We start from the raw sequence: 21,372 nt of genomic DNA on the forward strand, positions 1-21,372 counted from the left end.
CGTTAAAATTTGGTGCGCATCCTTCAACCCTACATAAGGCACCCAATGAACAACGATAAACGCCCACTATATATTCCATATGCGGGTCCGGCTCTTTTAGCAACCCCTCTTTTGAACAAAGGCAGTGCATTCTCTGCTGAAGAACGTAGTTCATTCAACTTAGAAGGTCTGCTTCCAGAGTCGACCGAAACTATCCAAGAGCAGGTGGAACGTGCCTACCAGCAATACAAAAGTTTCGAAAGCGATATGGATAAACACATTTATCTGCGTAATATCCAAGACACCAACGAAACATTGTATTACCGCCTAGTGCAAAATCACATTTCTGAGATGATGCCAATCATCTACACGCCGACTGTTGGCGCAGCATGTGAAAACTTCTCTAACATTTACCGTCGTGGTCGCGGTCTGTTCATTTCATACCCGAACCGTGACCGTATTGACGACTTGCTGAACAACGCAGCAAACCACAACGTTAAAGTGATTGTTGTGACAGATGGCGAACGTATCCTTGGCTTGGGTGACCAAGGTATCGGCGGCATGGGTATTCCTATCGGTAAACTGTCACTATATACTGCGTGTGGTGGTATCAGCCCTGCTTACACGCTACCAATCGTGCTTGATGTGGGTACCAATAACCCGCAACGCTTAGCTGATCCGATGTACATGGGTTGGCGTCATCCTCGTATTACGGGTGCAGAATACGATGCATTTGTAGAAGAGTTTATCCAAGCGGTACAGCGCCGTTGGCCTGATGCTTTGATCCAGTTCGAAGACTTTGCTCAGAAAAATGCGATGCCTCTTCTTGAGCGTTACAAAGACCGCGTGTGTTGCTTCAATGATGATATTCAGGGTACTGCTGCTGTTACTGTTGGCTCTCTACTTGCAGCTTGTAAAGCAGCAGGAACTCAGCTTTCTAAACAACGTATTACCTTCCTAGGCGCAGGGTCTGCTGGTTGTGGTATCGCAGAAGCGATCATCGCACAAATGGTATCGGAAGGAATTTCTGACGAGCAAGCTCGCTCACAAGTTTACATGGTTGACCGTTGGGGTCTGTTACAAGAAGGCATGCCTAACCTTCTTGATTTCCAACAACGCTTGGTGCAAAAGCATACCAATACGAAAGAGTGGGAAAATGAAGGAAATGGCTTCTCACTACTCGATGTTATGCGTAACGCCAAGCCAACGGTACTAATTGGTGTTTCTGGTGCTCCTGGCCTATTTAGCCAAGAAGTCATCGAAGAAATGCATAAACACTGTAAGCGTCCGATTGTCTTCCCACTGTCGAACCCAACAAGCCGCGTGGAAGCGACACCGAACGACATCATTCGTTGGACAAATGGTGAAGCACTGGTTGCAACAGGTAGCCCATTTGAGCCAGTGGTTCATGAAGGTCGCACTTACCCTATCGCACAATGTAACAACAGCTACATCTTCCCAGGCATTGGCCTTGGTGTACTTGCTGTCAATGCAAAACGTGTCACCGACGAGATGCTAATGGAATCAAGCCGCGCGCTCGCAACATGTTCTCCTCTAGCAATCAACGGTCGTGGTGCACTACTTCCACCACTGGAAGAAATCCACTTAGTATCGAAAAAAATCGCATTTGCCGTTGGTAAAAAGGCAATTGAACAAGGTGTCGCATTAGAAATTACTGATGAAGCATTGAACGTGGCGATTGAACAGTCGTTCTGGCAACCTGTTTACCGCCGCTACAAACGCACTGCGTTCTAAGCTTGAGACAATTCGTTTAATAATTAGCCCCTACCATGTAGGGGCTTTTATTTTTTTATCATCCTAACCAGATTTTGGCATAAATGGGCTTCTCTCTTTTTGTTTCTATCAGATATGATGAGAACTACATTTTTAGTTAAGGATATAAAACGTTTTGTTGTTTTCTCGCATAAGATCAAAGTGGAAGCTGAAATTTTCCTGGAAGCGATTTGCTTTGATTTTGTCGATCTCTGCACTTAGTCTGCTTGTTTCTGTTATTGCCATCGACCGGTGGGTGGTTTTACAAGCCAAAGAGAGCATTTTCACTGAATACGAGCAAATCCCTCAACATGAGGTTGCCGTAGTTCTTGGTACCAGTAAATACATCGGAAAGATCCTCAACACTTACTACACTCATCGCATTAATGCGGCGATTGAGCTTTACAACCAAGGCAAAGTAAAACAGTTTTTATTGAGTGGTGATAACGCCCACCGTTCATACAACGAACCGTGGACAATGAAACGCGATTTACTTAAAGCAGGCGTGCCTGAAGAAGTGATTCACCTTGATTATGCTGGCTTTCGTACCTTAGATTCGATTGTACGAGCAAAAAAAATTTTTGCTTCGGAGCGATTTCTGATTGTGACTCAGCGCTTTCACTGTGAACGCGCACTGTTCATCGCTGATGCTTACAGCATTGATGCGCAGTGTCTCGCGGTAGCAGGGCCGACGGCCAACAAGCAAAAAACATCGATGCGTGTTCGAGAACTGCTAGCCCGTGTGAAAGCGTTTTTAGACCTGTATATTATCAATACGCAGCCTAAGTTCCTTGGCCCTCAAGAACCTATCGTCGCAGTAAAAGAGCCAAATAAAACAGCTAACGAGCCTCTTCAAGTCCCCGTCGAATAGAGGAATAACGTGGCTCACAAGCCTAGTAACATTTCTACAAAACAAATGGGTAGTTTTCTACCCATTTCCAATTCTCAACATCACACTTTCTAATTTGCTCTACGATTCAGGCAAAACTCTTTTTCGCATTCAAAGTAACATTTCATCAATAAATAACTACAAGTCAGTTACTTTGCCATAAAAAAACCGACAAAAGGCAATGCAAAAGGAGCACTACCCATGACCGCACTCGCTGTGACATTGAAGAATTGGTTCTTCACCCGCAACAGCATGATTTTGAACGCGAATATCCTATTGTTCATTATCTTGTTTAATACCTTACCCTTTGAACCACAAGTAGTAACCGGCCTGAGCATCTTAGTTTTTGTTGCTATTTTGTGGCTAACCGAAGCGATTCACGTCAGCATTACCGCGCTGCTCATACCACTACTTGCGGTATTTTTGGGTGTGTTCAACACTCAAGCCGCACTGAATAACTTTTCCAACTCCATCATTTTTCTATTTTTGGGTGGTTTTGCACTAGCTGCGGCTCTGCATAAACAAAAGTTAGATCAAGCTATTGCAGATAAAGTACTATTGCTGGCAAGAGGAAAAATGTCTGTCGCTGTATTCATGCTATTTGGTGTGAGTGCTGGCCTGTCAATGTGGATTTCAAACACCGCCACCGCTGCGATGATGTTACCGCTTGTGCTGGGTGTGATGACAAAGCTAGACGCCAAGAAAAACCACAACACCTTTTTGTTTGTTCTACTCGGCATCGCTTACAGTGCTTCAATTGGTGGTATTGCAACACTGGTTGGTAGCCCACCAAACGCAATTGCAGCCGCTGAAGTTGGCCTAAGCTTCACTGAATGGATGAAGTTTGGTGTACCTATTTCCCTAGTATTAATGCCAATCGCTATCCTCGTATTGTACACGATGACTAAGCCTGACCTTAGCCACAAGTTTGACCTTGACCATCAACCAGTCGAATGGACAAACGGCAAAATGATTACGTTGGCGATTTTCTTACTGACCGTAACTTTGTGGATATTCAGTAAGCCTATTAACGCTATGCTGGGTGGCTTCGCGAAGTTCGATACTCTTGTAGCCATTGGCGCCATCCTTCTACTTGGTGCTTCTCGCGCCGTCGAGTGGAAAGATATTGAGAAAACAACCGACTGGGGTGTGTTAATCCTATTTGGTGGTGGTATCTGTCTGAGTAACGTCCTAAAAGCAACCGGAACAAGCGTATTTTTGGCTCATAGCTTGTCAGGCTTCCTTGAGCAAGCCGGTATTCTCTTAACGATTCTTGCAGTGGTTGCTTTTGTTGTCTTCTTGACTGAGTTTGCGAGTAACACCGCCAGTGCTGCGCTACTTGTCCCTGTATTTGCGACCATTGCAGAAGCCTTAGGCATGTCTCCGGTTATTCTCTCTGCACTGATTGCCGTCGCTGCATCTTGTGCATTTATGTTACCTGTTGCAACACCTCCAAACGCGATTGTGTTCGGTACGGGTCATATCAAGCAAAAAGAAATGATGCGAATTGGTTTCGTATTAAACATTGCCTGTATTGCTGCACTAACGCTTTTCGCTTGGTTGTTCTGGTAAAAATAGCAAGTTCGATTAGCACTACACTGCTGCTCACGGTAATCGTATCGATAACCCAAACTTCCCCCCTAAGTGGTGTTCAGCAGTTTCCCTCTTGGTGGCCAGTTGGCCACCTTTTTTCTTTCCTTTCAGTGAACGGCTATCAGGCTTGCTTCTTTTCGCAAGCAAGTAAACCATAATGAGCTTCCACTCGGTTGCGACCATTGCGCTTCGCCTGATACAACACTTCGTCAGCTCTCGCCATGGTTTCTGAGACGCGTTCATTCTGCATTTGGGCAATGCCAATACTGCAAGTTAATGATTCACCGTGCACCCACAAATGATCCTCCACATTTTTGCGAATCATTTCTGCCTTCTCTAACGCTTGTTCAATATTGGTATCAGGGCAAAATACGACAAACTCTTCGCCGCCCCAACGAACGAGTCGATCGTCTGAGTAAATAGAAGTCGCTACCACCATGACAAATTCGCGCAATATGTCATCCCCCATTTGGTGCCCAAATTTGTCGTTCACCTTTTTAAACTTATCCAAGTCCAAATAGAGAATACTGAAGGTGTTATGCCCCCAGCGAACCTGACGAGATTGTTGTTCCAGCCAGTGTTGCACAGCATATCGGTTCATCGCGCCCGTCAAAGCATCTCGATGCGCTAACTCTGCAAACTCGTAGTTTTGAGCTCGCAAAGTATCATTCACCTTTTCCAAATGACGGTGACGCTTTTGCGCTTTTTCATAAGCCACTCTATTTTTTCGTAACTCATGCAGTGAAAACGCCAGTCCAAGCGCCATCCAAGAGAATAATAATGCATACAACAATGTTTCTTGCGCAAGGTAAGCGCCTTCAAACTCAATTTTATCAATTACAATTCTATGTTTACCAAGTGCCGCACCAGACCCAGTTGCAATATCAATACGTGTGATGTTTGAAAATTCAGGTGCAGAGTGTTCAATCGCGACTCCGTTATCTACTAACCACCAGGTCATCACCTGAAGATTTTTAATCGGAATTTCGACAATATCGCTCGAACCCGATGGAGAAAACTGCATACCATTATATTTAATGGTGTACTCGTCGTCCGGCTTGGAATACTCAGAATTATAATTGCGAAGATACAAACGTAGGTCGTGGCTAGTGTTAGCCCCTATTCCTGCCTCTTCATATCGCACCTTCAATCGAATCGTATGGTAGTTGGAAAGGTCAATACCCTGTGTTGGCGTTGCTGAATCGGTATAAACCGAGATTCCGCAGTAAGGCCAAGCATACGAGCTCTGCTTTAGTTCACAGCTAAGAACTAGGCTTTGCCGATCGTATGTGATATCAGCCTCACTCACACCTCCTTCACTGGCATCTTTAGTTGCATAGATATTGAAATGCTCAGGTGTAATGGTCAGCTTTCGCGTATCGCCAAGCACACTATAAAGGGCAACCAAACTGATAGTGCAAATAGAAAGAGCAAAGATAAAGTTATGGATCCACTTCATGGGCAAGTGACCTGCTGAGATTATATGCAATACGTGAGGTTCAATAATTTCAAAAAATGAAATCAAGGTGATTTATCAAGAAATAAAATCACTTTCTCATTCAATTCTTAGTTTCGACACATAGTAACGGATTTTGAACCGTTATCACGTTTTAAAATTTCTAAAAAGTGCAGCTCAACTTCTATTTGCGAAGCATTTCACAGCCATAATTTTTAGAAAATAAAACACGATGCATAATAATTTAGTGCAAGACATTTACTTTAAAGCTCCTGTCAACCCTGCATCTCTTCTCCACTTCAGTATATACTGTGCAAAAACACAATAATGAGTAATGTCATGTCATTAATTGCAACTGGCACGCTAAACAAAATGCGTGCTTCTCTGGACGGTGCCGTCAACTACCGTCTTCCTGTCGGTGAGGAAGAAATCGACTTAACTCCGTTTCTGGGTAAAACGCTCACACTGACTCACACTGGCAATATTTTTTGTTGCTCATGTGGAAAGAAAACGAAAAAGAGTTATTCGCAAGGCCACTGTTTTGTATGCATGAAAAAGCTAGCAAGCTGCGACATGTGTATCATGAAGCCAGAGACCTGCCACTACGATCAAGGGACTTGTCGCGAACCACAATGGGGTGAAGAGAATTGCATGGTGGATCACTTTGTCTACCTGTCCAACACATCCAGCTTAAAAGTTGGTATTACTCGTCATACTCAAATCCCGACTCGTTGGATTGACCAAGGCGCGACTCAGGGCTTGCCAATTTTTAAAGTAAAAACTCGCCATATCTCCGGTTTAATTGAAGTTGAACTGGCGAAACATATCGCAGACAAGACCAATTGGCGCACACTGCTAAAAGGTGACGGTGAACCTATGGCATTGCAGGACCGTTTTGCTGAGCTATTGCCTTTAGTCGAAGAGAAAATTGCCGAGATAAAACAGCAATTCGGCGAAGATGCCATTGAAGTATTAAACGAAAGCATTACCGACCTTAGCTACCCGGTACAACAGCACCCAACGAAGATCACTTCGCATAACTTCGATAAAAACCCGGTTGTTACTGGCACTTTGCAAGGCATTAAAGGTCAATACCTCATCTTTGATACTGGCGTTATTAATGTAAGAAAATTCACTTCCTATGAAGTTGAAGTTAGTGAGTAATCGCTTGCAGAACGCGTTGATTCAAATAAAAATGAAAAAAGCTCGAGTTTGACTCGAGCTTTTGTTTTTCTATTAGGAAGAAATCGTTAGTTATGCGTCAAGGATGCTTTCTAGCACATCGAATAACATATCGACTTCTTCTATTGTGTTGTAATGCATACAACCAATTCGCACTACACCACCCGATTCTTCTAAACCAAGTTGACGAACTAAGCCCAACGCATAAAAGTGACCATTCCATACACAAATGTTATGTTCACCCAGTGTTTTCGCGATGAACTCTGGAGAATATCGGTCAAACGTTAGCGCAAAAGTTGGCGTGCGGAGTTGGCTATCTTCCTTTGCGATACCGAATAGATTGACACCATCTAATGCATTCAAACGCTGTAAGAAACGCTCACTCAAGCGCTGCTCATGTTGTTCATACAGTTGGTAGCTTTGCTCCAACCGTTGGCGAAGAGGTAAACCGACTTCACCAAATTGAGCCAGATACTCAACCGCAGAAACGACACCAGCAAGACCTTCAAAACTTTGCGTTCCTGTTTCAAATCGACCTGGACCTATATTAGTGGCAGGCTCGACTTTGTATGGGCGAATACTGTGGAGCCACTGATCGGCTATGTAAGCAATACCAACGTGCGGTCCGAAAAACTTGTAAGCTGAGCAAGCTAAAAAGTCACAACCTAACGCTTGAACATCAACCAAATGATGAGGCGCATAATGGACGGCATCCACATAAACTTGTGCCCCAACATTGTGCGCCATGCTGACTACATGCTGTACATCCACAATAGAGCCCGTCGTGTTCGATGCATAAGTCACAGCGACAAGGCGCGTTTTATCAGAAAGAAGGCGGCTTAAATGCTCCATATCCAGCGTACAATCTTCTTCGTTGATACGAACTTGATGAACCGTAACGCCTTTATCTTCTGCCGCTTGCTGCCAGCTGGATACATTTGAATAGTGATCCAAAGCGGAAACAATGATCTCATCTCCTGCTTGCCAATCTCGACTAATCGCGCGACTAAGCTGAAAGCTTAGTGAGGTCATATTGGCACCGAAGACAATATTGCCAGATGAAGGGGCATTAAGTAGAGCCTGAGCCGACTCACGCGCATTTTGCATTACGTCAACGGTCACTTGGCTAGAAAAATAATGTCCACCTAAGTTAGCGTTGAAACGACCTAAATACCCTACCATGCTGTCTAGTACTGATTGAGGCACTTGTGAGCCACCTGGACCATCAAAAAACGTCACAGGCTTGTCGTTGTGGTATTGAGCCAACGCCGGAAATTGCGCTCTGATCTGATTAAGATTGAAGTTCATTACGCTTATCCGTAGCAGTGAGTACAAATACATCCATATGGCCCGCTTCGTCATCAATAACAGAGCGGATTGGGCACGCGTTATGCCACAGCTTGCTATCAGCCAAGATTGCGACCTCTCCGGTTTCTAGCACTTTACGGAAAAATGGGGCTTGGTTATGGCTGCTGTAAAGCATGATGTCGCCACCGATGATGTTATGGCGTCCCACACCAACCATTGCAATGTGATCAAAACCGTCTTGGTGCACACCTTCAGGTGCTACTTGGGTTTCTTCTTCCAGTGCCCTGATACGGATTTGGTGAATTTCTATTTCTTGACCGTTTGGCAGATGATTCGCATTGACAAACAATTCACACATTTCTCGAAAGCCATCGCTGGTAAGAATATCCTTCTCAATTGGCTCGAATTGTCTTACAACATCACCTTGAAATCGGTTGATATCAGAGGATTGAACAAAGCTATTTTTATTTAAGTCGATGACTTTGCCGTTATCAAAACCAACCACAGAATAACGTCGTAGTCGATACTGACCATCTGCATGTTCGGTACGAGGCAGTTCTTCAAACGATGGGGAAAGCTGCTCAATTGCTGCCATGCTGAGCTGTGTTAAATGTAGAGTATTCTCACGTGAATGTAACATCATTTGCTCCTTTAATGAGGCACATTAATTAACATTTAATTTACACACTAGGTTACGCAAATATTCTGCAATTACCAGCTTTTAACGTTGATAGCTTCAACAAAACGACGAAAACGACATAACAAACCAAATTAAAACACAAAAACAGAGTCATGTTTCAGTTTTACGCTTTGACAATATTTGAAACTAGACTTCTCTACTACGAATAGAATTTTATGCTAGAAGTCAACGTTCTCTATCAATATTTAGTGGGTTCTAATCTATAACCAATTATTCGATCACAATCGTTGTTTATGCTTTTAAAGCACTAAGAATTTCCATACAATCGAGGGAAATGTTACGCCCTTTTTGGAGCCATAATGAGCGACGTAAAACACTGTAAATTATTAATTCTTGGTTCTGGTCCTGCAGGATACACAGCTGCCGTCTACGCAGCGCGTGCAAACTTAAACCCTGTGCTTGTGACGGGAATGCAACAAGGTGGTCAGCTAACCACCACAACTGAAGTTGAAAACTGGCCAGGCGATGCTGAGGGACTGACAGGTCCAGCATTGATGGATCGCATGAAAGAACACGCCGAGCGTTTCGAAACTGAAATCGTATTTGATCACATCAATGAAGTAGAGCTATCACAACGCCCATTTCGTTTAAAAGGCGACTCAGGTGAGTACACTTGTGATGCCTTAATCATATCTACCGGCGCATCAGCAAAATACCTTGGCCTTGAGTCTGAAGAAGCATTTAAAGGTCGCGGCGTTTCTGCTTGTGCAACCTGTGACGGTTTCTTCTACCGTAATCAGAAAGTTGCAGTTGTGGGCGGTGGTAACACGGCTGTTGAAGAAGCGCTATACCTATCTAACATTGCGTCAGAAGTTCACCTGATCCACCGCCGCGATTCATTCCGCGCAGAGAAGATCCTTGTGAAACGTCTGATGGATAAAGTTGAAAGCGGTAATATCGTTCTTCATACCGATCGCACTCTCGATGAAGTACTGGGAGACGATATGGGCGTAACGGGCGTCCGCATTAAAGACGTGAACAGCGGTGCGACAGAAGATATCGATGTAATGGGTGCATTCATCGCAATTGGCCACCAGCCAAACACACAAATCTTTGAAGGCCAAGTAGACATGAAAGATGGCTACATCATCGTTCAATCAGGTCTTGAAGGCAACGCAACACAAACTAGTATCGAAGGTGTATTTGCAGCTGGCGACGTAATGGACCACAACTACCGTCAAGCGATCACCTCTGCAGGTACAGGTTGTATGGCTGCATTAGATGCTGAACGTTTCTTAGACTCACTTGGTGACAAATAACTTTTCACATTTGTGTCATATCCTTAAAGCCCAGCGGTATTCCCGCTGGGTTTTCTTTTGTATACTACCGCCTCATTAAAACAATTATCATTAAGCCTTCACGATGGATAAGAAAAAGCAAAGCAGCTTGAATAAGTGGCTGAAGCAACAAAGTAAGTTAGCCAAGCGCTGGCTTATGATTGCGATAGGCCTAGGCGTACTTTCAAGCGTGTTTTTATTGGCTCAAGCAGCCCTGCTCGCCTCCATTCTGCACCAGTTAATCATTGACCAAGTCGACAAAGCCGACCTCATTTGGCATTTTGTTGGGCTCGGTGGCACGGTTATCGGTCGAGCTGCTTGTACCTGGGGTCGAGAGCTTGCCGGTTACCGTTGCGGGGAGCAAATTCGAGTTTATATTCGCCAACTCATTTTAGATAAAGTTCATAAACTTGGGCCAGCTTACATCAAAGGCAAACCTGCTGGCAGTTGGGCAACGCTCATCTTAGAGCAGGTAGAAGATATGCAAGATTTCTTCTCACGCTACTTGCCTCAAATGTCATTATCGGTACTAGTGCCTTTCATCATTTTGGTTGTCGTATTCCCAGTAAACTGGGCAGCAGGCTTGATCTTCCTGGTCACTGCACCACTGGTGCCTATTTTCATGGCACTGGTTGGGATGAAAGCCGCAGAAGCAAACCGTAAAAACTTTAAAGCGATGCAGCGTTTGTCGGGTCACTTTTATGACCGCTTGCAAGCAATGACAACCATTCGCTTATTCGATAGAACAAAATCTGAAACTGAGACGCTAAAGGGTGCTTCAGAAGTCTTTCGTACTCGTACCATGGACGTTCTGAAAATCGCGTTTCTGTCTTCTGCGGTGTTAGAGTTTTTCACTTCCATTTCTATCGCAATTACCGCTGTCTACTTTGGCTTTAGTTATATCGGGGAGCTGGACTTCGGCTACTACGGCACAGGTGTTACGCTCTTTGCTGGTTTGTTCATTCTGATTCTTGCTCCAGAGTTTTATCAGCCATTACGTGATTTGGGCACGTTCTATCATGCGAAACAGCAAGCGGTTGGCGCAGCAGAAAGCATTGTCGAGTTTCTGGATTTAGAAGTCGATCAAATCAAAGATGGTACCCAAGCGTTAGATAAAAACAGCCCTATCCATATTGAAGCGGACCAGTTAACCATTTTTAGTCCGGAAGGTAAGCAGCTCGCAGGTCCCCTATCCTTCTCTCTTGAAGCCAACAAAAGTACCGCTTTGGTTGGACCAAGTGGTGCAGGTAAAACAAGTTTGGTAAACACCATCCTCGGTTTCATGCCTTATCAAGGTAGCTTGAAGATTAATGGTTGTGAATTGTCGCAACTGGATCTAGCCACATGGCGAGAGGCAGTAAGCTGGATTGGTCAAAACCCGATGCTATTACACGGTAGCATTCGAGATAACATCACACTAGGTAAGCACAATATTCAGGATGCAGACGTACATTCTGTGTTGAATGACTCTCACGCTGCTGAATTTGTTGAAATGCATGGGTTGGATTATCCGATATCTGATCGTTCTGGTGGTTTATCTGTCGGCCAAGCGCAGCGTTTAGCACTGGCTCGCGCCATGCTACAAAATGGTCGTTTTTGGTTATTAGATGAACCAACCGCAAGCTTAGATGCTCGCAGTGAAAAACTCGTGATGGAAGGCATTAACAAGTATGCGCATGCCACAACGAATTTGATGATTACTCACCAACTTGCGCCTTTACAAAACGTATCGCAAATTCTTGTTATGCAGGACGGCCAGATTGTTCAACGTGGTGATTACGCCACACTGTCGACAGAAGATGGCTTATTTAAAGACATGTTGGAAGCGAACCTCGCACAACGTGAAACAGACAAGGGGAACTTAGATGCGTGATTTACTCCCTTATCTAAAACTCTATAAAAAACACTGGTTTGGTCTTTCGCTAGGTATGCTACTGGCATTTCTGACCTTAGCGGCGTCTATTGGCTTATTAACGCTATCAGGTTGGTTTATTTCAGCCGCAGCGGTGGCAGGCTTGACGGTTGCTCGTGAGACCTTCAACTACATGTTACCAGGTGCCGGGGTACGCGGCGCTGCAATGGCTCGAACCGCAGGTCGATGGGGAGAACGTGTCGTTAGCCACAATGCAACGTTCAAGCTGCTTACCGATCTACGTATCTTCTTCTTTAAGAAACTTGCACCACTGATTCCGGGTCGTGTTTCTACGATGCGTGATGCCGATCTGCTCAACCGCTTAGTAGCGGACGTAGATGCGATGGATCACGTATACCTTCGACTTATCAGCCCTGTCGTGATTGGTATTTTTGGCATATTGAGTTTAACGGCTGTCCTGGCGTTCTTTGATTGGCATCTCGCCCTACTGCTTGGCTCGATTCTTACCGTCATGTTGTTTGTATGGCCAGTGCTGTTCTATAAACTGGGTAAAAATAATGGCGAGAATCTCACTCATCATAAAGCGCAATTGCGAGTGGCGACACTGGACTGGCTTCAAGGCTACAGTGAACTGAGTATCTTTGGAGCAGAAGAACGTTATCGTAATCTCATTCTAGAGAAGCAGAAGCAGTTGCTGTCTAACCAATTTGTGAACGCGAATTTAACGGGCATGGCTTCAGGCCTGCTTATGCTGGTGAACGGCATTACACTGGTTGTGATGCTTTGGTTTGCTGCAGACGGCGTAGGTGGTCGTGCTCCTGATCCTTGGATTGCGCTGTTTGCGTTTGCAACCATGGCGAGCTTTGAGATTCTGATGCCTATCGCGGGCGCATTCCAGTATCTCGGTCAAACGTTGACCTCTGCTCGTCGTTTAAATGAAGTAATTTTGGCTGAACCTGACGTTGTCTTCCCTGAGCAGTCGAAACATAAAGACACAACGTTAGACATTGAATTCGACAACATAGATTTTACTTACCCTGACGGTCAGCAAAAGGTGCTGAAAGACTTGTCACTCTCACTACCGTTGGGCACTAAAACTGCAATTGTAGGTCAAACAGGTTCAGGTAAATCAACACTGATTCAGCTTCTTTGCCGCTACTGGGATGTTAACCAAGGTGAAGTTCGAATCGGTGGTACAAAACTGCAAGATTGGAGCGAGTCGGACCTGCGAGCAGCAATGACTGTGGTCAGTCAACGCGTAGATGTACTAAACGGGACACTACGTGACAACTTACTCATGGCCGCTCCGGATGCAAGTGATGAGCAACTGTCTACTATTTTACAAAAAGTCGAACTTGGCGGACTTCTTGAAGAGCCGGGGTTAGACGCTTGGTTAGGCGACGGCGGTCGTCAGTTATCTGGTGGTGAGAAACGTCGAATCGGTATTGCTCGAGCATTGCTACGTGATGCCCCAATCCTACTCTTAGATGAACCGACTGAAGGCCTCGATAAGCGTACGGAACAAAAAGTGATGGCGCTTTTCAATGAACACTTTGCTAATAAGACAGTAGTATTCATTACACACCGACTGATAGAGCTAGAAAGTATGGATAGCATCTGTTTGATGGAACAAGGTGAGATCATCGAACAAGGCGACCATCCAACGCTACTCGCTCAAAAAGGTCGTTACTACCAGCTATTACAATCTCTATAATTCGATTTTCAGTGACGAGAAGGGCTCATCAAACGATGAGCCCTTTTGTTATTCCTGTATTATTAGTTACCTAATTAAGCACGTATACAGTGCTGATTTACCGACCAGATTTTTTGAGATAAGCCGCCATTTCATCTTCCGGAACCATGCCCCCACCTGTTGCCCAAACAAGATGTGTTGCGTTTTTGAGTTTTTCTTCGTCAAATTTCATTCGAGACTGATAAGCATGGTTATTCGAGACGTGCACTGCCCCAATCATACCGGCTAATGCAGAAGGCTCTAGATTAATACCTTCCAGTTCACTTAACTCACCCAAGTGGTGATACATACGAGCGTCATCAATGGTGTAAAAACCATCAAGTAGCCTTTCCATCGCTCTTCCGACAAATCCCGAGGCACGCCCGACTGCCAAACCATCAGCGGCGGTGATGTTATCGATACCCAAATCTTGTACCGAAATATCGTCATGCAAGCCTGTATGTACGCCCAACAGCATGCACGGTGAGTGCGTTGGCTCTGCGAAAATACAGTGGACATGCTCGCCAAATGCTACCTTCAAGCCAAATGCCACCCCACCAGGCCCGCCGCCAACACCACAAGGAAGATAAACAAACAATGGATGATGCTCATCAACCACGATTCCCAAGTCATCAAATTGCTGCTTAAGACGCTCACCCGCAACAGAGTAACCTAGAAACAGCGTCCGTGAGTTTTCATCATCGATAAAGAAACAGTTGGGATCTTTTTCTGCCTCTTTACGACCTTGCGCGACAGCAATACCATAATCTTCCTGGTGCTCTACGACATTAACACCATGTGACCGGAGCTTATTTTTCTTCCATTCCCGCGCATCCGCAGACATGTGGACTGAAACTGAAAAACCCAACTTCGCACTCATGATGCCGATGGACATACCAAGATTGCCGGTTGAGCCAACCGCAATACTGTACGGCTTAAAAAACTGCCGAAACTCATTGCTGAACAATTTGCTGTAATCATCGCTTTCACAGAGCAAGCCGGCTTCAAACGCCAACTTTTCTGCATGAGTGAGCACTTCATAAATACCACCTCTCGCTTTGATCGAACCAAAAATTGGCAAATGACTGTCTTTTTTGAGCATTAAACGGCCCAATATTGGCGTGTCGTATTGCTGCTCCAAACGCACTTTCATATTGGGAATATCCACCACTGCGGACTCAATAACGCCACGCGACGTTTCCGTTTCGGGAAACGCTTTCATCAAATAAGGCGCAAATCGTGTTAGCCGTTCACTCGCCGCTTGAATATCTTTTTCATCTAACCCGACATGAGGTAAGCCTTCCTCCAAGGAAGTGATATGGGGGTTGAACCAACAAACCTCTTCAAGATCAATAAGTGCAGCCAAGAGTGGGAACTGCTTAGTCAGCGCTTCAATATTTGCCTTGGTCATTTTACCTTCCTGGAATGATGTGAGTTGAGATAAACAAAAGCGCCGCAATAGCGACGCTTTGGAGAACAACTATCAGTTTGAGCTTACGCGTAGTTTTTCTCAAACTCTTGCATGAAGTCTACTAACGCTTGAACGCCTTCTAGCGGCATTGCGTTATAAATGGATGCTCGCATACCACCAACTGCTCGGTGACCTTTTAGCGCTTTCAGCCCTTTAGAGTCTGCTAACTCAAGGAAGGTTGCATCCAGTTCAGGCTTAGCAAGTTGAAATGGAACGTTCATCAAAGAACGGTTCGCTGAGTGCACGCCATTACGGTAGAAATCAGACTGATCGATGTAATCATACAGTAGCGCGGCTTTAGCGCGGTTCACTTGCTCAATCGCTTTTACTCCGCCCTGTGCCTTCAGCCATTTGAAAACAAGACCAGACAGGTACCATGCAAAGGTTGGTGGCGTGTTGAACATTGATTCTTTTTCTGCCAAAACAGTGTAATCCAAGATACTTGGTAGAACCTGCTTCGCCATACCTAATAAATCATCGCGCACGATAGCAATAGCAATGCCGGAAGGACCAATATTTTTCTGAGCGCCCGCGTAAATCACACCGTATTTAGACACATCGATCTCACGAGAAAGAATTGTCGAAGACATGTCAGCAACAATCGGTTTGTCGGTGATAGGAAGATCGTTAATCTCAATACCATCAATGGTCTCATTTGGACAGAAGTGAACGTAAGCCGCTTCTGGAGCAATTTTCCATTCACTTGCAGGTAGAACCGCGACTTTCCCGTTGATTTCTGTTTTTGCATCAAACACGTCTGGTTCGCAGTATTTTTTCGCTTCAGCTACCGCGCTTTCAGCCCAATAACCACCATCGATGTAAGTTGCCGTATCGGCATCACCAAGTAAGTTTAGAGGAACAGCAGCAAACTGAGCACGAGCACCACCTTGGCAGAACAGCACTTTATAGTTGTCCGGAATATTCAGAAGATCACGTAAATCCTGCTCGGCTTCTTCTGCAACTTTGATGAACTCTTTGCTTCGGTGGCTGATTTCCATGACCGAAGTGCCAAGACCTTGCCAATCGATTAGTTCCTTTTGTGCTTGCTGCATAACTGCTTTAGGCAGACCTGCTGGCCCTGCACTGAAGTTAAATACGTTGTCCGTATTTTGTTCCATGATGCTCATTGCTCCTGCTATGTAAATATTACGAAATTAATATCACGTTTTCGCAGTGATAAAAACAAGAAAAGAGGTCTTACGACCTCTTTTTAAAGACTAAGCGTTGAATTGGAACAAATTCGCAACAACACGAATTACTGTTGTTGCATCAAAGCAGGCATAAGTAGAGCCACCAATGGGAACTCATGCCCATTTTCGAACTTCAATTTGCCTTCACCAATTTCTGCTTTTAATTGATAACCGCCCTCTACTTTTTCGATCAACTCCATAATAAGGAGCTCATCAATCCCTTCTTGAATAAATGGGTAATGCGTTACTAATTCATCAGAGAAGTAAGTGCTAAGTTCACCAGTAGTGGCCGTCACCAACTTCATTGGATCTTGAGTAATATGCTCAGTACCTTCAGGGATGGATAGTTGCCACTCATTGTGGAACTTGCCGTCACCGAACGCGAGTGAAAGCTCGTTCACGGATAAATCAAAACCTTTGCTAAACAGCGTATCGACATGCGGCAATAAATTCGCAATTTCCTGCTCATCTAACATAGGAGAGCTTTGATAGATAGACATAATTTGATCAAAAGACTGGCTATCCACATCTGCAATTGAGAAATCCAACTTAAAGTTATCGACATCCGTCCCATCAGTTAAACGTAGTTTCTTAGCATCTAGGTTTAATTGACTGTTCAGCTTATCACCAGACTCACTCATCGTAGTGTTACCACGGTAGCTCGCATTTTCAATCAAAAAGACAGGCGTTAAGTTCGCATCAACCACATCTAGCTTCTCTAGAGAGAAAGATTGCTCGCCTAACCAGTAGCCTTTTGCTTGCTTTCCTTTACCTTGCCCTGTCAATGCATTCAGATGAAGCTCTTCACCGTTTTCAAAATCCACTTGAACAGAAGGAACGGAAACTTGGTAATTGAGATCACCCAATACCGTCACATCACCTGTTACTTTTGCAGGGCTTGTAGAAACAGAAACGCCTTGCGCTTCGTTACGATAATGCCAACTGTCTAGGTCGAGGATAAATGCTGTATTGCCATTTAGTTGAGTCTGGCTATGCATCGTGAGAGGCAAAAAGTCATTGTCCACCAATTTTGAATCTGCTGTTAGGCTTGTTAGACCGTGGCTAACATCACTGGTTACGTCAAACGTCGTTGGCATACCATCACGCTCTAACTGCGTTTTAAGCTCAGGATCAACAACTGAATAACGAGTCAGCACGACTGAAGACAAATAGCCACGCTGATACTCGACCACTTCGCCTTTAATCATTTCATCATTCATATTGGTAATACCATCTTCAATGATGGACTGACCAATTTGTCCGACAGCCAATGGCCAACACAGTGCTAATGAGATAGCACCACCAATGGCGCCGATTTTTTTAAGATTTTGCATAACGTCACTTATTAGATATTTTCGGTCAGTCTACCCCAAACCACCTGCGGAGAAAACATTGAGACAAATCAGACTATTGATGCTTATTCTAGTCCATTAATCAGGAATCATACTTGGCTCCCACTCATCATGTCCTTTTATTGTTAAAGTTTGCGTGGCGAAGTTTTAACCGGAGCTAAAACATCTGTGAATCGTTATGCTGTGTTGTGTCTCGACAACAACCCAATCAGTGCTGAACAGTTTCGATTGGAGCTGTCTGCCTTCTCAAGTAAGTTTGATATTTTTTCTGTCGAATCGATAGAAGAGGCTCAAAGCGCTTTAGAGTATCTAGAAGAAAGAGAACAGACTGTTGCTTTAGTTATAGCGAGCCATCACGCTCATTTTAACGGCGTGGATTTTCTTATTGGTTTAGACCGGATGCCACATACCGAGCAAGCAAGAAAAATTCTTATTAGCTGCTCGTCTGATATAGAGGCAATTCTCACTGCCGTTAATGAGGGCAGGCTCGACCACTGCCTCACTAAACCTTTGCCAGATCACGTCTTATTTAACACAGTGCAAAAAGAGCTGACCCAATTTATCTTGCGAAATGGCAAAGAAGACCTGCTAAGTTACAGTCAGATATTGGATCATCACAGCTTGTTGCGAGCGCACATCAATAACCAGATGAGCCATTATCAAGCCGGATTCTTACACGACTACCACTCGATGTCTGATGCCGAGTTAGCCGAGCAAGTGATCTCCGCTCTCCAGCAATTTTTCAAAGATAATGACGAAACAAGAGCTTGCCGTACATACTCACCTGAACACTTATTAACCGTGGAAGGCGAGCCAAATTGCTTTTTGTGGTTTATCACCGAAGGTGAAGTGGCTCTGTACAAGCGCGATGAGCAAGGCATGCAGCGAGAGGTTGTACGCCATAACAAAGGGAATATTGTCGGAGGCATGTCGTTTGTTACTGGGGAATGTTCTTTCTCGACAGCTCTAACACTAACCAAAACAGAAGTTATCAAACTCGATCGCAACGTATTCAATAAAGTGATGCAAAGCGACTCAAACTTACTGCCTCTTTTTACAAACTTGCTTTTACGCCACTTCAACCGCCGATTGCAAAGAAGCATCAACACCAAACTGCAACTTCAAAAAACGCTCGAATCTTTAGAATCAGCCCACCAGCAGCTCATTGAAAGAGAAAAAATGGCGATGCTTGGTCAATTGGTTGCGGGAGTAGCCCACGAACTAAACAATCCAGTAGCCGCGATATTGAGGGGCGTAGAGAATTTAACGCATACGCTAGAACGATTACTTAACGATGCGCCCAGTTCCGATATACAAACCAAAGGCATTGAATTACTGAACAAAGCGCAAACCTCAAAACCCGCTTCAACCGCCGAGCTCAGATCACGCGTAAAAGCGCTTAGCCATACTCTTCCAGACCGAGCGTTGGCAAAGAAAGTGGTGAGCCTTGGTTTAGAATCCGATCACGAGCTACTTACCCAACTAACGAGAAAGCAGCAAGCGTCTTATCATGCTCTCAATACACTAGAGCAATACCACAAAGCAGGTTCTACACTTCGCTCAATTAATGTCTGTGCAGCACGAATTGCTGATATGGTAAAAAGCCTGAAAGGATATGCTCGGTCAGATGATGAGACCCTGCACTATGCCGATATTCATGAGGGCATTGAAGACACCTTGGTGATTTTCGAGAACAAATTAAAAATGCACCAAGTTTCAACCGACTATGCAAACTTGCCTTCCATCCTTTGTCAACCGATCGCACTCCAACAGGTGTGGACGAACTTGGTCTCTAACGCCATTGACGCATTTCCAGAGAAAGGTGTGTTAAACATACAAACACGCCTTGTAGAAAAAGAGCACACACATTATGCCGTTATCTCATTTGAAGATAATGGATGTGGCATTCCTGAATCGCAAAGAGACGCCATTTTCGAGCTGAACTTCACCACAAAAAAAGAAGGTAATTTTGGCTTAGGCATCGGGCTGTCCATCTGCCAGCAAATCGTAACAGCACACAGAGGGTGGATTGACGTCGAATCAGAGATCGGCCAGTTCACACGAATGACCGTCTGGTTACCAGTCATCGAAGAAGGAGATGAAACATGACCAAGTATCTAATTTTATGTGTCGATGACGAACGAGAAGTCTTGGATAGCGTGCTCCAAGATCTTGCTCCCTTCGAGGAGAACTTTGTCGTCGAAGGAGCGGAATCGGTGACTGAAGCTCGGCAAGTGATTGAGGAGATGGCGGAAGAAGAAGTTCAGCTTGCGCTCATTTTATGTGACCACATTATGCCGGAACAAACTGGGATCAGCTTCTTAATCGAACTCAGTCAAAATGGTGACACAAAAGCAGCGCGCAAAGTTTTACTCACAGGACAAGCTGGTTTGGAAGACACCGTAGAAGCCGTAAATAACGCGAGTCTCGATTATTACATTGCCAAACCTTGGAAAGGTGAAGCATTGAGAAAAGCAATCGTGTCTCAGCTTACCGCGTTTGTGATTGAGAATGATGATAACCTGCTATCCTGGACTCAAATCCTTGATTCTGAGGCAATCCTCAACGCCATGGCAGAAAGAAGAGCAAGCTTTGGCGAGTAATAAAGTGTTTGGTTCTAACTTGAACTCAACGATGCTCATTGCACCACCTAACCTCGCATAGTCGAATGAGGCTAGAAAAACATCGTTACTTGTCCGAGTGAAATTCTCGGACACTACGTATATGGCGTAGTTTTTGCTTAAACCAAGGAACTATTAAGTTAATTGACAAAACATCGACACATTTTTGTTGGTCGTGGACCTTCCTTTTTATTATGATGTCGGACAAATCAGATTACGGTTCAAGTGGTTGCTTGAATCCATGGAAATAATGAACAAGGTTTATCGTTAGTTATGCGTAAAACACTATTAGCCGCTGCCTTACTAGTGGCATCAAGCCATGCCCTAGCTGCAAACGATCGCAATGCGCCAGCAACTATGAGCAACTTTAGCTACGACTATTTCGAAGCACGTATTGGCGCAAGTCCTGTGACATTTGGTGCTGGATTCAGCAAATCAATTCACCCGAACGCGCATGTTATTGCTCGTATTGACTCTGAGTTTGAAAGTGATTTTGACTCAGCTGCAGGCTTTGGCTTCCATTCTCCGCTAAACAACTGGGCAGATCTTACTGGTGAAATGCTAATGCGCGTTGTGCAACCTTCGAATGAGAGCAGCACAGATGTTGGTATGGAGCTTAACTTAGGTGTTCGCCAATGGTTGGGCCCTCAATTAGAAGTAGGCGGCAAAGTCGGCTACGTTTCTATCGATAACGATGACGATTGGACTGGCTCTGCCTACGCTCGATTCCACTCAACAGAGCTTTTCTCTTTGGGTGCTGAAGCACGTATCAACGATTTTTACGGTGATCAGGTAATGTTCACTACGCGTTTTAAGTTTTAAGATTTGTGCTATAAGAAAAGAGCAAATTAAAAAAACAAAAACCGAGGTCTCTGCCTCGGTTTTTTTGTCTAATTTAATGGCTATGTTCCCTTTAATTGTTGCTGAAGACTTAACATCCTGTTTTCATTAAGTTCTTCAGTAACTTCCATGTAAC

16 protein-coding genes are annotated in these 21,372 nt (G+C 44.5%); 10 read left to right on the top strand and 6 right to left on the bottom strand.

Annotated elements, in window-relative coordinates; all coding sequences use genetic code 11:
* The first annotated feature begins 45 nt into the window (after positions 1 to 45).
* The 3 genes from R8O11_RS18360 (at position 46) to R8O11_RS18370 (ending at position 4,213) form a co-directional block, all read left to right on the top strand.
* On the top strand, positions 46 to 1,734 hold the full coding sequence (locus R8O11_RS18360; RefSeq protein ID WP_005377977.1) for an NAD-dependent malic enzyme: 1,689 nt from the start codon (positions 46 to 48) through the stop codon (positions 1,732 to 1,734).
* Between the two features lie 154 nt (positions 1,735 to 1,888).
* Positions 1,889 to 2,623, top strand: a complete 735-nt coding sequence (locus R8O11_RS18365; RefSeq protein ID WP_151514699.1) for a vancomycin high temperature exclusion protein — start codon at positions 1,889 to 1,891, stop codon at positions 2,621 to 2,623.
* 219 nt (positions 2,624 to 2,842) lie between these two features.
* Positions 2,843 to 4,213, top strand: a complete 1,371-nt coding sequence (locus tag R8O11_RS18370; RefSeq protein ID WP_017634863.1) for an SLC13 family permease — start codon at positions 2,843 to 2,845, stop codon at positions 4,211 to 4,213.
* A 142-nt stretch (positions 4,214 to 4,355) separates the two neighbouring features.
* Here the strand turns inward: R8O11_RS18370 and R8O11_RS18375 are convergent, their stop codons facing one another.
* A complete protein-coding gene (locus R8O11_RS18375; protein ID WP_318194337.1) occupies positions 4,356 to 5,693 on the bottom strand; it encodes a GGDEF domain-containing protein in 1,338 nt (445 codons plus the stop codon).
* A 336-nt stretch (positions 5,694 to 6,029) separates the two neighbouring features.
* Between R8O11_RS18375 and R8O11_RS18380 the strand changes: the two genes are divergently transcribed.
* On the top strand, positions 6,030 to 6,854 hold the full coding sequence (locus R8O11_RS18380) for a DUF2797 domain-containing protein (RefSeq protein ID WP_005377984.1): 825 nt from the start codon (positions 6,030 to 6,032) through the stop codon (positions 6,852 to 6,854).
* Between the two features lie 90 nt (positions 6,855 to 6,944).
* On the opposite strand, the gene R8O11_RS18385 is transcribed toward R8O11_RS18380, so the two are convergent.
* Both R8O11_RS18385 and R8O11_RS18390 read right to left on the bottom strand, forming a co-directional pair.
* Positions 6,945 to 8,180 carry a cysteine desulfurase-like protein gene (locus R8O11_RS18385; protein ID WP_318194338.1) on the bottom strand — a complete coding sequence of 412 codons (1,236 nt, stop codon included), beginning with the start codon at positions 8,178 to 8,180 and terminating at the stop codon, positions 6,945 to 6,947.
* Positions 8,164 to 8,820: a 2OG-Fe dioxygenase family protein gene (locus R8O11_RS18390; RefSeq protein ID WP_005377989.1), complete on the bottom strand. Its 657-nt coding sequence runs from the start codon at positions 8,818 to 8,820 to the stop codon at positions 8,164 to 8,166. The genes R8O11_RS18385 and R8O11_RS18390 overlap by 17 nt, the downstream gene beginning before the upstream one ends.
* A gap of 359 nt (positions 8,821 to 9,179) precedes the next feature.
* On the opposite strand from R8O11_RS18390, the gene trxB reads away from it, so the two are divergent.
* From trxB to cydC, 3 genes are all read left to right on the top strand, one after another.
* A complete protein-coding gene (trxB, locus tag R8O11_RS18395; RefSeq protein ID WP_005377991.1) occupies positions 9,180 to 10,139 on the top strand; it encodes a thioredoxin-disulfide reductase in 960 nt (319 codons plus the stop codon).
* Positions 10,140 to 10,242: 103 nt separating this feature from the next.
* Complete coding sequence (gene cydD / locus R8O11_RS18400; RefSeq protein WP_005377993.1) at positions 10,243 to 12,030, top strand: heme ABC transporter permease/ATP-binding protein CydD; 1,788 nt, start codon at positions 10,243 to 10,245, stop codon at positions 12,028 to 12,030.
* A complete protein-coding gene (cydC, locus tag R8O11_RS18405; protein WP_085569571.1) occupies positions 12,023 to 13,744 on the top strand; it encodes a heme ABC transporter ATP-binding protein/permease CydC in 1,722 nt (573 codons plus the stop codon). The genes cydD and cydC overlap by 8 nt, the downstream gene beginning before the upstream one ends.
* A 97-nt stretch (positions 13,745 to 13,841) precedes the next feature.
* On the opposite strand, the gene R8O11_RS18410 is transcribed toward cydC, so the two are convergent.
* The 3 genes from R8O11_RS18410 to R8O11_RS18420 all read right to left on the bottom strand — a co-directional run bounded on the left by R8O11_RS18410 (position 13,842) and on the right by R8O11_RS18420 (position 17,757).
* Complete coding sequence (locus R8O11_RS18410) at positions 13,842 to 15,173, bottom strand: D-serine ammonia-lyase (RefSeq protein WP_318194339.1); 1,332 nt, start codon at positions 15,171 to 15,173, stop codon at positions 13,842 to 13,844.
* Between the two features lie 83 nt (positions 15,174 to 15,256).
* The gene (gene serC / locus R8O11_RS18415; RefSeq protein ID WP_031781349.1) at positions 15,257 to 16,351 is read right to left on the bottom strand and encodes a 3-phosphoserine/phosphohydroxythreonine transaminase; all 1,095 of its coding nucleotides are present in this window, start codon (positions 16,349 to 16,351) and stop codon (positions 15,257 to 15,259) included.
* Positions 16,352 to 16,488: 137 nt separating this feature from the next.
* A complete protein-coding gene (locus tag R8O11_RS18420; protein WP_005389614.1) occupies positions 16,489 to 17,757 on the bottom strand; it encodes a DUF945 family protein in 1,269 nt (422 codons plus the stop codon).
* Between the two features lie 186 nt (positions 17,758 to 17,943).
* Here R8O11_RS18420 and R8O11_RS18425 point away from each other — a divergent pair, with 186 nt between their 5' ends.
* The 3 genes from R8O11_RS18425 (at position 17,944) to R8O11_RS18435 (ending at position 21,218) form a co-directional block, all read left to right on the top strand.
* Positions 17,944 to 19,884: an ATP-binding protein gene (locus R8O11_RS18425; protein WP_025998638.1), complete on the top strand. Its 1,941-nt coding sequence runs from the start codon at positions 17,944 to 17,946 to the stop codon at positions 19,882 to 19,884.
* The gene (locus tag R8O11_RS18430; RefSeq protein WP_005378005.1) at positions 19,881 to 20,378 is read left to right on the top strand and encodes a response regulator; all 498 of its coding nucleotides are present in this window, start codon (positions 19,881 to 19,883) and stop codon (positions 20,376 to 20,378) included. The genes R8O11_RS18425 and R8O11_RS18430 overlap by 4 nt, the downstream gene beginning before the upstream one ends.
* 291 nt (positions 20,379 to 20,669) lie before the next feature.
* A complete protein-coding gene (locus R8O11_RS18435; RefSeq protein ID WP_005378006.1) occupies positions 20,670 to 21,218 on the top strand; it encodes a hypothetical protein in 549 nt (182 codons plus the stop codon).
* The last annotated feature ends 154 nt before the right edge of the window (positions 21,219 to 21,372 follow it).

The sequence above is a fragment of the Vibrio sp. 1288 genome (genome assembly GCF_033344475.1).

Coding starts and splice junctions, on each gene's coding strand:
- R8O11_RS18360 (WP_005377977.1), top strand. CDS start 46: ATGAACAACGATAAACGCCCACTATATATTCCATATGCGGGTCCGGCT.
- R8O11_RS18370 (WP_017634863.1), top strand. CDS start 2,843: ATGACCGCACTCGCTGTGACATTGAAGAATTGGTTCTTCACCCGCAAC.
- R8O11_RS18375 (WP_318194337.1), bottom strand. CDS start 5,693: ATGAAGTGGATCCATAACTTTATCTTTGCTCTTTCTATTTGCACTATC.
- R8O11_RS18380 (WP_005377984.1), top strand. CDS start 6,030: ATGTCATTAATTGCAACTGGCACGCTAAACAAAATGCGTGCTTCTCTG.
- R8O11_RS18385 (WP_318194338.1), bottom strand. CDS start 8,180: ATGAACTTCAATCTTAATCAGATCAGAGCGCAATTTCCGGCGTTGGCT.
- R8O11_RS18390 (WP_005377989.1), bottom strand. CDS start 8,820: ATGTTACATTCACGTGAGAATACTCTACATTTAACACAGCTCAGCATG.
- trxB (WP_005377991.1), top strand. CDS start 9,180: ATGAGCGACGTAAAACACTGTAAATTATTAATTCTTGGTTCTGGTCCT.
- cydD (WP_005377993.1), top strand. CDS start 10,243: ATGGATAAGAAAAAGCAAAGCAGCTTGAATAAGTGGCTGAAGCAACAA.
- cydC (WP_085569571.1), top strand. CDS start 12,023: ATGCGTGATTTACTCCCTTATCTAAAACTCTATAAAAAACACTGGTTT.
- R8O11_RS18410 (WP_318194339.1), bottom strand. CDS start 15,173: ATGACCAAGGCAAATATTGAAGCGCTGACTAAGCAGTTCCCACTCTTG.
- serC (WP_031781349.1), bottom strand. CDS start 16,351: ATGGAACAAAATACGGACAACGTATTTAACTTCAGTGCAGGGCCAGCA.
- R8O11_RS18420 (WP_005389614.1), bottom strand. CDS start 17,757: ATGCAAAATCTTAAAAAAATCGGCGCCATTGGTGGTGCTATCTCATTA.
- R8O11_RS18430 (WP_005378005.1), top strand. CDS start 19,881: ATGACCAAGTATCTAATTTTATGTGTCGATGACGAACGAGAAGTCTTG.
- R8O11_RS18435 (WP_005378006.1), top strand. CDS start 20,670: ATGCGTAAAACACTATTAGCCGCTGCCTTACTAGTGGCATCAAGCCAT.